Source organism: Microtetraspora sp. AC03309, from assembly GCF_020826795.1.
Taxonomy (GTDB): domain Bacteria; phylum Actinomycetota; class Actinomycetes; order Streptosporangiales; family Streptosporangiaceae; genus Microtetraspora; species Microtetraspora glauca.
This window is the reverse complement of sequence record NZ_JADDIL010000071.1, coordinates 36,863-49,526: the sequence shown is the minus strand read 5'-3', so window position 1 is coordinate 49,526 and position 12,664 is coordinate 36,863. Positions and strand designations below refer to the sequence as shown.

The following is a 12,664-nucleotide window of genomic DNA, read 5'->3' as shown; positions in this document are numbered from 1 at the left end:
CCCCACGCGACCCCAACGGCCCCGCAGTCCCCGCCGGAAGCCCCTGCTGATCGCTGCGACGATCATCGCCCTGGCGGTGTCCGCTGCCGTGGTCCACAGCGCCCTCTCCCGGACGCACCCCGGCGCGACCCCGATCCGCGAAACAGCGGAGAAGGCGGGCGACGCCCAGATTCGCACAGCGATAGAGAAGTTCGCCCACGCGGTTGACCGAGAAGACACCGCCACCATGGTCGCCATGCTCTGTGCGGAAGAGGCCCAAAGCGTCATCGACGAGGTGCCGTCCCCTGACGACCCCGGCCTCGACCCCAGCCACGAACGTCCCATCGACGTTTCAGACATTCGCGTCACCGGCGATGTGGCCAAGGCCCGCGTGACCCGTCCCGCCCAGCAACCCGCCACGCTGTACCTGCGCAAGGAAGCCGGCACCTGGAAACTCTGCGACCCTGAACGCCACACCAACCCGTCGTAGAAGAAACGCTCTGCCTCCTTTTTCGTACAGTCCCTACGGCGGGGCTCCCGACGCCGTTGAACCCGACGGCGACGCCGACCGTCAGAGGCAGGCGCCGACCGGTGATCTCAGTCCGCTCCCACGGTCTCGTCCGCGACGGCGGCGTCGGCGAGCCGCGTCGCGCCCGGTCCCCTCAACGCCGAAGTCGCGAACACCCCGCTGATCACGATTGCGACCCCGCCGATCAGATACACCGTGTCGATCCGGCCGAACGTCACTCCCGCGACGACGTGATCGAAGTCGCGCCAGACCGTGCTGACGAGCCAGCCCGCACCGATCGCCGACACCATCGACGCGAGTTGCTGCACCGGCCCGAACGTCGAGATCGCGCGACCGATGTACTCCCGCGGTGTCGCGCGCAGCACGATCGGCGATATGGCCGAGTTGATCGCGCCGAGCGGCACGCCGACGAGTGCGATCACCAGCACCGCGGCCCACAGCGTGCCGATCCGGGCGTAGACGACCAACCCCACGCCGACCAGCGTGAGGCCGACGCCGAACACCGTGACGTCCCGGAACCGCCGGCACAGCCGACCCGCCGCCAGCGCGCCGACGACAGCGCCGACCCCCTCGCCCATGCCGATCGTCCCGAACCAGCGGGCGTCCGCGTGCAGGTTCTCCGAAACGAAGAAGACGTTGAGCGTATTGAGGGTCGCGGCCCCAAGCGTCAACACGGCCAGTGTGACCAGCAGGACCCGCACGCGTACGGCCGGCGGGAGTAGCGCCAGAGAGATCCGCGGGTCACATCTTGCGGATGGTCCTGGCCTCCTCGGCGGCGGCGAGCACGCCGTCGAGGGGGGTGCCGCACCCGGCGGCGACCGCCGCCGAGATCGCGCCTTCCACGAACGGCACGTCCGCGATCACCACGGCCCCGGGCGCCTCAAGAAGCCGCGCGGTCAGCACGGAGCTGCCGAGATCGGGGATGAGGACGACGCCGTCGCCCTGGTCCACCTTGTCGATGGCCGCGGCGACCTTGTCCAGGCTCGTGCCGATTCCGCCGTCGTCGGTGCCTCCCGCCGCCGCCACCGGCACGTCCGTTCCGCAGATCCGCCTGGCCAGCTCGGCCGCCTCTGCGGCGAGGCCGTCGCTGTGCGAGATGAGAACGATGCCCACCATTCCGATTCCTTGATGTGTGTCGTCCGATGTGCGGTCGTCAGCGGGAGCCGACGGTCCTGAGCGCGTCGAGGATGAGCGCGGTCGAGGCGGCCCCGGGGTCCTCGTGGCCGATGCTGCGCGGCCCGAGATAGCTGGCCCGCCCCTTGCGCGCCTGCAGCGGGATCGTCGCCTTGGCGCCGTCCTCCGCCGCCGCGGCGGCCGCGTCCAGCGCCTCCCCGGCCGTTCCCCCCTCGTGTACGGCGCGCGTCAGCGCCCTGACGGCCGGGGCCAGTGCGTCGACCATGGTCTTGTCGCCCTCCTCGGCGCCGCCCAGCCTGCGCACTCCCGCGAGGCCCGCCTCCAGGGCGGCGGCGAGCTCGGCCGTCGACACCTCGGGGGTCTCCCCGAGTGTCTTCCCCGCTTCGCGGAAGGCGGTGCCGTACAGGGGGCCGGAGGCTCCGCCGACCTTTCTGATCAGGGTGGAGCCGGCCAGGACGAGCGCACCGCCGGGGGTCGCGGGCGGGTGGGCGGCCAGGGCCTCGGCCACGGCGGAGAAGCCCCGGTCGAGGTTGGTCCCGTGGTCGGCGTCGCCGATGGCGGCGTCCAGCCGGGTGAGATGGTCACGGGCGGCCCGCACGGCTGCCGTGATCTCCTCCATCCAGGTGACGAAGAACCGCGTGTCCAAGGGGAACTCCAGAGGGTCGGGATTCGGTCAGCGGCCCCAGCGCAGCGCCGGCGTCTCCACCGGCGCGTCCCAGAGCCGGGTGAGCTCGCCGGTGAGCGCGCACGTGGTCACCGAGAAACCCTGCATGTCGAGGCTGGTGACGTAGTCGCCCACCAGGCTGCGTACGGCGGTCGCGCCCTTCTCCTCCAGGTACGCGGCGACCTCGGCGAAGACGATGTACAGCTCCATGAGCGGGGTGCCGCCCATCCCGTTGACCATGACGAGCGTCTCCCCGGAGAGGGGGAGGTCGTCGTCGATCGCGTCCATGGCGAGCCGGACGATCTCGCGGGCCTCCCGGTGCGCGGCGCGGGTGCGGCCGGGTTCCCCGTGGATGCCGATGCCGAGTTCGATCTCGGCGTCGCCCAGTTCGAACGTGGGTGTGCCCGCGGCGGGGGTGGTGCACGGCGTCAGCGCGACGCCGAAGGAGCGGCTGCGGTCGTTGACCTCCCTGCCGACGCGGGCCACCTCGGCCAGCGGTGCCCCGCTCTCCGCGAGCGCTCCGGCGATCTTCTCGACGAACAGCGTGGCGCCGGTGCCTCTGCGGCCGGCGGTGTACAGCGAGTCGCGCACGGCCACGTCGTCGTCGACCAGGACGCGGGCCACCTCCACGCCCTCGTCACCGCTGAGCTCGGCCGCCATCTCGAAGTTGAGCACGTCGCCCGTGTAGTTCTTGACGATGTGCAGCACCCCGGCGCCGCCGTCCACTCCCGTGGTCGCCGTGGCGATCTGGTCGGGGACGGGCGAGGTGAAGATCTCTCCGGGGCAGGCCGCGTCGAGCATGCCGTACCCGACGTATCCGCCGTGCAGCGGCTCATGGCCGGACCCGCCGCCGGAGACGAGCCCCACCTTGCCCGGCCGGGGCGCGTCCCGCCGAAATATGATCCTGTTCTCGACGTCCACCCGGAGTGAGGGATGCGCCGCCGCGACGCCGCGCAGCGTGTCGGCGACCACCGAACCGACATCGTTGATGAGCTTCTTCATGCCGCCGTCCTCGTGTGGGGGGCCATCGTCCCCTTTACGCCTGCCCTGTCACAAGGGACGGCAAGCCTCGGCCGTCCACGGCGTCCGTTTCTCCGCTCCCGTGGAGGTTGAAGATCACGCTAATGTCGGAGGCGCGACGGCGTCCCCGGCATGCCGGAGCCCCGTGGCGACTGATGGAGGAACGCGGTGACCATTCCCGTGGAGGCAGCGGAGTCGCGAGCCCGCGAGTCCCGGACCGCCCGGGTCGTCACCGAGGTCCTCAGCCCCTTTCACGTGGTGATCCCGCTTCCTGTCGTGGTCGGCTGGCACCAGACCTACCCGGCCGCCACCGGATTCCTGTGGGGCCTGTTCGCCGCCGTGTCGGGCGGCGTCCTGCCGTACGGGCTCGTGCTGTGGCGCGTCGCGCGCGGGAAGGCGAACGACCGGCACATCACCCGCCGCGAGCAGCGCCTGGTGCCTCTCGCGATCAGCGTCGCGCTGGTGCTCGGCGGTGTCGTCGTGCTCCTGCTGGCGGGCGCGCCCAGCACCGTCCTGGCCGTGCAGGGAGCGCTGCTCGGCATGGGCGTGGTCATGCTGCCGATCACGCGACTCTGGAAGATCTCCTTCCACACCGCCGCGGTCGCCGGGGCCGCGGCGATCCTGACGGTGGAGTTCGGCCCGTGGGCGTGGATCTGCTGGCCGTTCGCGGCCCTGGTCGGTTGGTCGCGGATCATGCTGCGCGACCACACGCCCGCGCAGGTCGTCGCCGGTGCGGTGGCCGGCGTCGCCGTCTGCTGGCCCGTGTACGCCCTGATCGGCTGATCCGAGGTGTCCGGCGAGCACGCTGGCGTTCGGGACGGCGGTTGTAGGAGGATTCTGGGGATCTGTGACGGATGGGAGGCGGGCATGTCGGTGTTGCGGGATCTCGTGGAGGGCATCCGAGGTGGTGGAATCGAGGTGGTGGACCTCACCGCGCCGTTGTCGGATACGACGCCGATCCTGATGCTCCCCGAGCCGTTCGGTAACACCGTCCCGTTCGCTCTCCAGGAGATCAGCAGGTACGACGACCGCGGCCCGGCCTGGTACTGGAACAACATCACCACGGGTGAGCACACCGGCACCCACTTCGACGCCCCGGTCCACTGGGTCACGGGCCGCGACGGCGAGGACGTCGCGCAGGTCGCTCCCGCCCGGCTGCTGGCCCCGGCCGTCGTGCTGGACTTCACCGCGGAGACCGCGAAGGACCCCGACTTCCTGCTGGAGATCGAGCACGTCACCGCCTGGGAGCGGGAGCACGGCCCGTTGCCGGACGGCGGCTGGCTCCTCTACCGCACCGGCTGGGACGCCCGCGCGCACGACCAGGAGAGCATCCTCAACGCCGACGAGAACGGCCCGCACACCCCCGGCATCTCGCCCGAGTGCGCGCGCTACCTGGCCGAGAGCACGCCGATCATCGGGCTGGGGGTGGAGACGGTCGGCACCGACGCCGGGGCCGCGCACTCCTTCGACCCGGCGTTCCCCTGCCACTCGTTCCTGCTCGGAGCAGGCAAGTACGGCCTGACCCAGCTGCGCAACCTCGATCGGCTGCCGCGGACGGGGGCGGTCGTCATCGCGGGTCCCCTCCCGATCGTCGGCGGTTCCGGCAGCCCGGCCCGGGTCCTCGCCCTGGTGGAGCGGTGAACGTCGCGGAGGCCGTGGGCGCGATCCTCGCCTCTCTCGGAGTCGACACCGCCTTCGGCGTGGTCGGCAGCGGCAACTTCCACGTGACCAACTCCCTCACCGAGCACGGCGTGCGGTTCGTGGCCGCGCGCCACGAGGGCGGCGCGGCGACCATGGCGGACGCGTACGCGCGGATGAGCGGCACCGTCGCCGTGCTCAGCGTCCACCAGGGTCCGGGCCTCACCAACGCGCTGACCGGCGTCGCCGAGGCCGCGAAGAGCCGCACCCCGCTGCTGGTCCTGGCCGGTGAGGCCACCTCGCCGCGTTCCAACTTCCGGATCGACCAACCCGGCCTCGTGGCGGCCGTGGGCGCGCTCGCCGCCCGGGTCGGCTCGGCGGAGACCGTCGTCGAGGACACGGTGCTGGCGTTCCTCACCGCGCTGCTCGGGCGTCGTACCGTCCTGCTCAACCTCCCGATCGAGGTTCAGGACGCCGAACTGCCCGACGACGTCGCGCAGGCGGTCCGCGAACTGCGGTCCAGCCGGATCACCGACGCGGGGGAGCAGGGGAGCAGGGCCTGGGCGGCCGTCCGCGATCTGCGCGACCGGGCCCGGCGCGATCTCGCGGACGAGCAGCGCGAGGCCGACGCGGCGGAGCCGTCCGCCTCGGAAGTGCCGGGTTCGGCCCCGGCCGACTCCGTGAGCGAGCTGATCGAGTTGCTCGCCACCGCGCGGCGCCCCGTCTTCGTCGCCGGGCGGGGAGCGCGCGGCGCGCGCCGGGAGATCGAGGCGCTGGCCGACCGCGTGGGCGCGCTGCTCGCCACGTCGGCGGTGGCGCGCGGGCTGTTCCGGGGCAGCCAGTGGGACCTCGACGTCAGCGGCGGCTTCGCGTCCCCGCTGGCGGCCGAGCTGATCGCGGGCGCCGACGTCGTCGTGGGCTGGGGCTGCGCGCTGAACATGTGGACGACACGGCACGGCTCGCTGATCGGCCCGGACACGAAGGTCGTGCAGGTCGACCTCGACCCCGACGCCGTCGGCGCGCACCGGCCGGTCCACCTCGGAGTGATCGGCGACGTGGCCGAGACCGCGCGGGCGGTGACCCAGGCGATCGGCGAGCCCCGTGACGGGTACCGCGGCGCCGAGCTGGCCACGCGGATCGCCGCCGAGATCCGCTGGCGCGACGTTCCGTACGAGGACCGGAGCGGGAACGGGCGCATCGACCCCCGGACGCTCACGATCGAGCTGGACGATCTTCTGCCGGCCGAACGGATCATCTCCGTAGATTCCGGAAATTTCATGGGATATCCGTCGATGTTCCTCTCGGTGCCGGACGAGAACGGCTTCTGTTTCACCCAGGCGTTCCAGTCGGTCGGGCTCGGCCTGGCCACCGCCGTCGGTGCCGCGCTCGCCCGGCCGGACCGGCTCCCGGTCGCCGCGCTCGGCGACGGCGGCGCGCTGATGGGCGTCGCCGAACTGGAGACCGTGGTACGGCTCGGCCTGCCCATGGTCATCGTGATCTACGATGACGAGGCGTACGGCGCGGAGGTCCACCACTTCGGCCCGGACGGCCACGCGCTGGACACCGTGACCTTCCCGGCCGTCGACATCGGGGCCATCGCCCGGGGCTTCGGCTGCGACGCGGTGACCGTACGCGAGCGGGCGGACCTGGCGGGGGTCGCCGAGTGGCTGAAGGGGCCGCGCGACAAGGCCCTGGTCGTCCACGCCAAGGTGACGGGGGATCGGGGTTCGTGGTGGCTGGAGGAGGCGTTCCGCGGGCACTGACCTTCGATGACCGCCCGCCCCGAGAGAGCGCGCCACGCCGGGACGTTCCCGAGGGGGTGAGTCCGGAGGTTACGGTTGCGTAGGTTACCGTTCAGTCATGGCTGAGATCGTGTACCCCCCGGTGATCCGGAGCGCGCTCCTGTTCTTCCGGGTGCTGGACCTCAAGATCAATATCGAGGGCGCGGAGCGCATCCCCAAGACGGGGGGAGCGGTCCTGGTCAGCAACCACGTGAGCTACCTCGACTTCATCTTCGCCGGCCTGGCCGCCTGGCCCTCGCGCCGCCTCGTCCGGTTCATGGCGAAGGAGGAGGTCTTCGCCAATCCGGTGGCCGGACCGCTGATGCGGGGCATGCACCACATCCCGGTGGACCGCTCGGCCGGGGCGGGCGCCTTCGGCGCGGCGGTGCGCGCGCTGAAGGACGGCGAGATCGTCGGGAACTTCGCCGAGGCCACGATCAGCCGGTCGTTCACGGTCAAGGACATCAAGAGCGGCCCGATCAGGATGGCCACGGACGCGGGCGTCCCGATGATCCCCGTCGCCGTGTGGGGGCCGCACCGGCTCTGGACCAAGGGCCGCCCGCGCAAGCTCCTCCAGAGGCACGTGCCGATCACGATCCTGGTCGGCGAGCCGATGCACCCGGAGCCCGGCCAGCTGATCGGAGACCTCAATACGGAGCTCCGGCGGCGGATGTCGGAACTGCTGGACCGCGCGCAGCGGACCTACCCCGAGATCCCCCAGGGTGTCTGGTGGCAGCCCGCCCACCTCGGCGGCACCGCGCCCACCCCGGAGGAGGCCGCCGCCCTGGACTCCCCCCGCAGGGCCCGCCCCGCCAAACCCAGCCCGGACGAGGTCTCCTAGGCGTACTGCCCGGGCAGGTCGGTGACACGGCTGACGGGTGGCCGGCCTTGCGCCGCGCGCGCACCTTGACGAGCTCTTCGCTCGCTGACCGAGGGCGGTGCCGCGCGGGTGGTCAGCGTGGGACGAGGACGACCTTGCCCGTCGCACGGCGGTTCTCAAGGTCGGCGTGTGCGTCGCCGGCACGGCTGAGGGGGTAGCGGGAGATCAGGGGCTCGAGCACACCGTCAGCGGCTGCCCGGATCGCGCGGGCCTGCAGTTCATGGACGGTGCCGGCGTGTCGAAGCAGCTGGGGGCCGATCGCCCAGATGACGGTGCTCGCGTGCTCGATGATGTCGTCGGTGGTGATGCGGGTGGCGGTCCCTGACGACCAGCCGTGCAGGAGGAATCTCCCGCCAGGTGCGAGGAGGTCGAAGGCGTGGCGGCCTGCGGTTCCCCCGACGCCGTCGAACACGATGCTGAGCTCTCTGCCGCCGAGCGCGTCGCGTACCGCGTCCGGCCAGTGCGGGTCGCGGTAGTCGACGGCGATATCGGCGCCCAGCGCCGTGGCTCGCCGAACTTTCTCCGGCCCGCCCGCCGTGCCGATGACGATGACGCCCTGGTGGCGGAGAGCCTGTATGAGCAGGGCGCCGACGCCACCGGCCGCCGAGGTGACCAACGCGATGTCCCCGGGCCCGGCGTCCGCGCTGTCGAGAATCCCGAGCGCGGTCGAGCCCGTGGTGATCATCGCTACCGCGGTGTCCGCGGTCATATGGCCGGGGACGTCATGAAGGGTGTCGACCGTGGCCACCGCCTGTTCGGCGTAACCGCCGTCGGACTCAAGAGTGCTGACCACCCGGCGGCCCAGCCAGATGTCGTCGACGTCCGGGCCCAGTGCGCCGACGACACCGGCGACCTCGCCGCCCAGAACGATGGGCAGTTCGGGAGCGGCATGAGGCCCCACTCGGCGACCGGATCGCAACATCGTCTCGATGAAGTGGACGCCGCTGGCTTCCACGTCGATTCGGACCTGTCCTCTGCCGGGGACCGGTGTGGGGATCCGCTCGTACTGAAGCTTCTCGGCGGGCCCGAACTCATGAAGCGTGACCGCGTACATGGGGGAGTGCCTTTCCGGAACGAGGTGGAAGCAGCAGCGCGGGTACGCTCGCCAGGGCCAGCAGCGTCACCGCCCACCAGTAGGTGTGCTGGTACGCGACGGCCTGTCCGGTGCGGGCCGCCACGCCGGCCCCATTGGACGCCAGTACCGCCGACATCAGCGCCGTCCCGATCGACGTGCCGATCTGGGAGGCGATGCTCAGGATGGTGCTGCCGGAGGGGACGTCGTCGGGCGGCAGCGTGCGGGTCGCCGTCGTGGTGGCCGGCATCATCACCATGCCGACGCCGGCGCCCATCACCAACATCGCCGCGCACAGCCGCCAGTAAGGCGTGTCAGGTCCGAGCTGAACGGCGAACAGGGACAGCCCGAGCACGGCGACCACGATGCCGGCGACGACCGTCAGCCGAGGCGACGCCCTGTCGACCCGCCGCGTGGCGATCTGCATCGAGGTGCCGACGGCGATGGCCAGCGGAGCGCCCAGCAGTCCCGACTCGGCCGCGGTGAGCCCTCGCGTTGTCTGGTAGTACATCGGCGTCAACAGCATGGAGCCGAAGTAGCCGGCCGGGAACAGAGTCACCGTGGCCAGGCCGGCGGCGAAGGTACGGTCGCGGAGCAGACGCAGCCGCAGAAGCGGATGACGGGCGGTCAACCCGCGGGCCACGAAACCGGCGACCGACAGCAGCCCCGCGACCGTGGGCAGCAGCGCGCCAGGCGTCGCGAAGTCGCCCCGCTCGCCGCCGGTGGACAGGCCGTAGATCAGCAGCGCCAGGCCGGGCGAGAGCATCAGCAGCCCGGGGACATCCAGCCGCCCCGCCTGCCGCGTCTCGCCGCCGGGCAGCAGTCGCGCCGCGAGTACCAGCGCCAGCGCGCCGACCGGCAGGTTGACCAGGAAGATCCAATGCCAGGACGCGGCGTCGATCAGCCAGCCGCCCAGGACCGGCCCGCTCACCGGCCCGATCAGTACCGGGATGCCGAGCACGGCCATCGACCTGCCCATGCGCTCCCGGTCGGAGGCGCGGATGACCATCGCCATGCCGACCGGGATCAGCAGGCCGCCTCCGATCCCCTGAACCACCCGGAACAGCACGAGCGTCCCGATGTTCCATGACAGCGCTGCCGCCGCGGAGCCGCCGGTGAAAAGCGCCAGGGAGGTGAGGTAGGTGCGCTTGGCGCCGAAACGGCCCATGGCCCAGGCCGCTACCGGGATCACGGCGGCCATGGCGAGCGTGTAGCCGGTCGCCACCCACTGGATGGTCGCGAGCGGCGCGCCGAACGCGTTCGCCAGCGGATGAACGGCGACGTTGACGATGGTGACGTCGAGCACGGCCATGATCGAGCCGATGACGACGACCGTGACGGTACGGGCGAGAGCAGGGGCGGATGCGGTGGTTCGCCCGGTTCCGGTGACGGTGCTCATCGCTCGTCACTTGCCGTACGGGTGCTCGGCGCGAGCGGTGCGCAGTGCGCGCCCCCACCACAACAGCTGGTCGATCATGTTCTTGGCGGCGCTCTCGCACACCGCCGCGTCGCGCGGTCTGCCGTCCTGCCCCAGGCCTGACCAGGGCCCGTGCAGGCTGACGGCGTCGCGCACGGTCATGGCGTGCAGTTCGGCGAAGACCTGCCGAAGTTGCTCGACGGCGCGAAGGCCGCCGCCCAGCCCGCCGTACGAGACGAAGCCGATCGGTTTGGCCTGCCACTGGGTGTAGTGCCAGTCGATGAGGTTCTTCAACGAGGCCGGGAAGCTGTGGTTGTACTCGGGTGTGACGATGACGAATGCCTCGGCGCCGGCCAGTCGCGGGCTGACGTCGGCGAGAGCCGCCTGGGTCTCCGGGGCGGGGGCGGGAAGGCCGTCCCACCCGGGCATGGCCACGGGAAGGTCCAGGTCGGCGACGTCGATGACGTCCAGTTCGATGTCGGTGCGTTGGCCCACGTAGCGGGTGAACCACTCGGCGACCGACAGGCCGGCGCGGCCCCCGCGAGCGCTTCCGATGATGACGGCGACCCGGAGCGCGGAGTCGTTCGCGGAGTCGTTCGCGGAGGCGAAGTCGGGCATCGCGATCTCCCTCGGTGTCCTGTTTCATCGCCGCGGTGCGCGGCACTTCCGGTAAGATACAACTGTCGTTGTAAAAAATAAAACGCTCGTTGTAATTGCAGGCCGACCAGAGGGATAGGCGATGACCAGTACGGGCTCACAGGACGGGGCGAGCGCGCCGCGGCCTCGGCGCGGGCGGGCGGAGAAGGCGGCGGCGATCGCGCATGCCGCGTGTGAGGTCTTCGGACGGGACGGTTACTCCCGCGCCGGCATCGACACGATCGCCGCCGAGGCCGGCGTCTCGACCCGCACCATCTACAACCATTTCCCCGGCGGAAAGGACGAGTTGTTCCGCTCCGTCATTCGGTGGAGTTCCGCGCAGGTCAGGGACGAGCAGCTCGCGCGGCTGCGGAGGTACCTGGATCCGGAGCGTCCGCCGCACCCCGACGACCTCGAACGCGACCTGCTCGCCCTGGCCCACGCCTGGGTCGGTCTGATGACGGACTTCAGCGACCACTTCTCACTGGTGCGGCACATCCATGCGGAGGCCGGGCACATCCCGGCCGAGGTCCTGGACGCCTGGCAGGAGGCCGGACCCCGCGCGGTGGGTCACGAACTGGCCTCCGCCATGGCAACCCTGAACGACCACGGTCTGATCGACGTCCATGGCGACCCGGCGCAGGCCGCCTCGCACTTCATGAGCTTCATCTCGACTGACATCGTGCAGCGGTCCTACTGGGGTGTCATTCCTCTCCCGAAGGAGGAGGAAGAGCGGCTGACAACCGCCGGAGTGCGGGCGTTTCTGCGGGCGTACGCCGCACGCTGAGCCGGAGCGGGGCGAACCGAACCCGGCGATCGGTCGAGGCCACCCGGCGCCCCGACCCGCGGTCCCCCTCAGCGTCGGCGCGGTCGCCATCACTGGAGTGCCAGGGCGTACGCACGGCCCGGGTGCCGCCGGCGGGGGGCTGGGCTCACCTCACTTCTGAGACGCCTTGCTCTTCCTCTCCGTCCACGCCTCGTACGTCTCGTCCCCCGGGAGCACCCAGACCTCCGCGTCAGGTCTGGCGATCGTCCGCAGCAGCGTCGCCTTGCCGGTCGCCTTCGAGATCCGGTAGATCCCCACCCCCGTCCCGGTCTTCGATCGGACGATCATGCGTCCCGCCCGGTCGAAGGCGAGGTCGTCGACATATTGCCCGCGCGGCAACCGCACGGTCACCGTGCCGCTCACGCGGCCGGTACGCAGATTGAGCAGGCGCAGCTTGCGGTACTTGGGCCACGTGCCGACGGGCACCGCCGCCGTGACGTGGTCATTCGCCAGCGCCATCGACCCGAGACGCGTCTTCAGCCGCATCCGGGCGCGCAGCCCTCGGTCGAACACCGTCAGCTGGCTCTCCCCTGCCAGCAGCAGTCGCTTGCTGTCCGGGCTGAACCCCAGGAAGCTCCACGCGTCCGTCCGCCCGGGAAGCGGCAACGACTTGCCTTTCCGCAGGTCCGCGAAGACCCCCACCCCCGGCGCCGAGGTCGTCGTGACCACGAAACTGCCGTCGTCCGACACCACCGGCCACTCCTCGTTGATCGAGAACGCCGTGAGCCGCCGTGACACCACCCTTTCCTTGCCGTTCAACGTCCGCTCGACGAACAACTGATCCGATTTCCGGAAATAAAAGAAATGCCGCCCGTCCCCACTGACCAGGAACGGCGCCGGCGCACCGGGATTGGCCGCGTCATCGGGCGCCTTGGCGAGCGCCTCTGGCACCTCCACCACGTCTCCGTCGGTCAGCACCAGTTGCCAGGTCTGTGTTCGCTGCGCGTACGCGATCGTGACCGGCGTGGCGGCCGCCGCAGGCGGTCCAATCAGTGTCGCGGCGGTCAGAAGCAGTGTCGCGAGCGCTGCACGAAATCTCATGTTTCATGAGATGTCAGGAACGTTGAGAATGTTGCGGATTCCTTCCG

The 12,664-nt window shown here is 71.0% G+C and carries 14 protein-coding genes; 6 read left to right on the top strand and 8 right to left on the bottom strand.

Annotated elements, in window-relative coordinates:
- Window positions 1–469: hypothetical protein (locus IMZ11_RS32825; RefSeq protein ID WP_228646295.1), on the top strand; the 469-nt coding region annotated here is incomplete at its 5' end.
- 107 nt (window positions 470–576) lie between these two features.
- Here the strand turns inward: IMZ11_RS32825 and IMZ11_RS32820 are convergent.
- The 4 genes from IMZ11_RS32820 to dhaK are packed head-to-tail and all read right to left on the bottom strand — an operon-like array spanning window position 577 to window position 3,308.
- Window positions 577–1,209, bottom strand: a complete 633-nt coding sequence (locus IMZ11_RS32820) for an MFS transporter (RefSeq protein ID WP_308066882.1) — start codon at window positions 1,207–1,209, stop codon at window positions 577–579.
- 40 nt (window positions 1,210–1,249) lie between these two features.
- Window positions 1,250–1,624: a dihydroxyacetone kinase phosphoryl donor subunit DhaM gene (gene dhaM / locus IMZ11_RS32815; RefSeq protein ID WP_228646293.1), complete on the bottom strand. Its 375-nt coding sequence runs from the start codon at window positions 1,622–1,624 to the stop codon at window positions 1,250–1,252.
- A gap of 37 nt (window positions 1,625–1,661) precedes the next feature.
- Window positions 1,662–2,288: a dihydroxyacetone kinase subunit DhaL gene (dhaL, locus tag IMZ11_RS32810; protein ID WP_228646292.1), complete on the bottom strand. Its 627-nt coding sequence runs from the start codon at window positions 2,286–2,288 to the stop codon at window positions 1,662–1,664.
- Window positions 2,289–2,315: 27 nt separating this feature from the next.
- Complete coding sequence (gene dhaK, locus IMZ11_RS32805; RefSeq protein ID WP_228646291.1) at window positions 2,316–3,308, bottom strand: dihydroxyacetone kinase subunit DhaK; 993 nt, start codon at window positions 3,306–3,308, stop codon at window positions 2,316–2,318.
- Window positions 3,309–3,494: 186 nt separating this feature from the next.
- Between dhaK and IMZ11_RS46440 the strand changes: the two genes are divergently transcribed.
- The 4 genes from IMZ11_RS46440 (at window position 3,495) to IMZ11_RS32785 (ending at window position 7,586) form a co-directional block, all read left to right on the top strand.
- Complete coding sequence (locus IMZ11_RS46440) at window positions 3,495–4,109, top strand: phosphatase PAP2 family protein (RefSeq protein ID WP_228646290.1); 615 nt, start codon at window positions 3,495–3,497, stop codon at window positions 4,107–4,109.
- Window positions 4,110–4,193: 84 nt separating this feature from the next.
- On the top strand, window positions 4,194–4,967 hold the full coding sequence (locus IMZ11_RS32795) for a cyclase family protein (RefSeq protein WP_228646289.1): 774 nt from the start codon (window positions 4,194–4,196) through the stop codon (window positions 4,965–4,967).
- Window positions 4,964–6,727: a thiamine pyrophosphate-binding protein gene (locus IMZ11_RS46435; RefSeq protein ID WP_228646288.1), complete on the top strand. Its 1,764-nt coding sequence runs from the start codon at window positions 4,964–4,966 to the stop codon at window positions 6,725–6,727. The genes IMZ11_RS32795 and IMZ11_RS46435 overlap by 4 nt, the downstream gene beginning before the upstream one ends.
- A gap of 97 nt (window positions 6,728–6,824) precedes the next feature.
- Window positions 6,825–7,586 (top strand): 1-acyl-sn-glycerol-3-phosphate acyltransferase, encoded by a 762-nt coding sequence (locus IMZ11_RS32785; RefSeq protein WP_228646287.1) that lies wholly within the window; start codon window positions 6,825–6,827, stop codon window positions 7,584–7,586.
- A gap of 112 nt (window positions 7,587–7,698) precedes the next feature.
- Here the strand turns inward: IMZ11_RS32785 and IMZ11_RS32780 are convergent, their stop codons facing one another.
- From IMZ11_RS32780 to IMZ11_RS32770, 3 genes are read right to left on the bottom strand one after another with little or no spacing between them, the layout of a single operon-like run.
- On the bottom strand, window positions 7,699–8,679 hold the full coding sequence (locus tag IMZ11_RS32780; protein WP_228646286.1) for a zinc-binding dehydrogenase: 981 nt from the start codon (window positions 8,677–8,679) through the stop codon (window positions 7,699–7,701).
- The gene (locus tag IMZ11_RS32775; RefSeq protein ID WP_228646285.1) at window positions 8,657–10,096 is read right to left on the bottom strand and encodes a DHA2 family efflux MFS transporter permease subunit; all 1,440 of its coding nucleotides are present in this window, start codon (window positions 10,094–10,096) and stop codon (window positions 8,657–8,659) included. The genes IMZ11_RS32780 and IMZ11_RS32775 overlap by 23 nt, the downstream gene beginning before the upstream one ends.
- A gap of 6 nt (window positions 10,097–10,102) precedes the next feature.
- Window positions 10,103–10,732, bottom strand: a complete 630-nt coding sequence (locus IMZ11_RS32770) for an NADPH-dependent FMN reductase (protein ID WP_228646284.1) — start codon at window positions 10,730–10,732, stop codon at window positions 10,103–10,105.
- A gap of 121 nt (window positions 10,733–10,853) precedes the next feature.
- Between IMZ11_RS32770 and IMZ11_RS32765 the strand changes: the two genes are divergently transcribed.
- Window positions 10,854–11,537, top strand: a complete 684-nt coding sequence (locus tag IMZ11_RS32765) for a TetR/AcrR family transcriptional regulator (RefSeq protein WP_228646283.1) — start codon at window positions 10,854–10,856, stop codon at window positions 11,535–11,537.
- A gap of 150 nt (window positions 11,538–11,687) precedes the next feature.
- Here IMZ11_RS32765 and IMZ11_RS32760 read toward each other — a convergent pair whose 3' ends face one another.
- Window positions 11,688–12,617: a hypothetical protein gene (locus IMZ11_RS32760; protein ID WP_228646282.1), complete on the bottom strand. Its 930-nt coding sequence runs from the start codon at window positions 12,615–12,617 to the stop codon at window positions 11,688–11,690.
- Window positions 12,618–12,664: the final 47 nt, after the last annotated feature.

Excerpts from the sequence above, each read along its gene's own strand:
- IMZ11_RS32795 (WP_228646289.1), top strand. The coding sequence starts at position 4,194 with ATGTCGGTGTTGCGGGATCTCGTGGAGGGCATCCGAGGTGGTGGAATC.
- dhaK (WP_228646291.1), bottom strand. The coding sequence starts at position 3,308 with ATGAAGAAGCTCATCAACGATGTCGGTTCGGTGGTCGCCGACACGCTG.
- IMZ11_RS32785 (WP_228646287.1), top strand. The coding sequence starts at position 6,825 with ATGGCTGAGATCGTGTACCCCCCGGTGATCCGGAGCGCGCTCCTGTTC.
- IMZ11_RS32765 (WP_228646283.1), top strand. The coding sequence starts at position 10,854 with ATGACCAGTACGGGCTCACAGGACGGGGCGAGCGCGCCGCGGCCTCGG.
- IMZ11_RS32775 (WP_228646285.1), bottom strand. The coding sequence starts at position 10,096 with ATGAGCACCGTCACCGGAACCGGGCGAACCACCGCATCCGCCCCTGCT.
- IMZ11_RS32780 (WP_228646286.1), bottom strand. The coding sequence starts at position 8,679 with ATGTACGCGGTCACGCTTCATGAGTTCGGGCCCGCCGAGAAGCTTCAG.
- IMZ11_RS32760 (WP_228646282.1), bottom strand. The coding sequence starts at position 12,617 with ATGAGATTTCGTGCAGCGCTCGCGACACTGCTTCTGACCGCCGCGACA.
- IMZ11_RS32770 (WP_228646284.1), bottom strand. The coding sequence starts at position 10,732 with ATGCCCGACTTCGCCTCCGCGAACGACTCCGCGAACGACTCCGCGCTC.
- dhaM (WP_228646293.1), bottom strand. The coding sequence starts at position 1,624 with ATGGTGGGCATCGTTCTCATCTCGCACAGCGACGGCCTCGCCGCAGAG.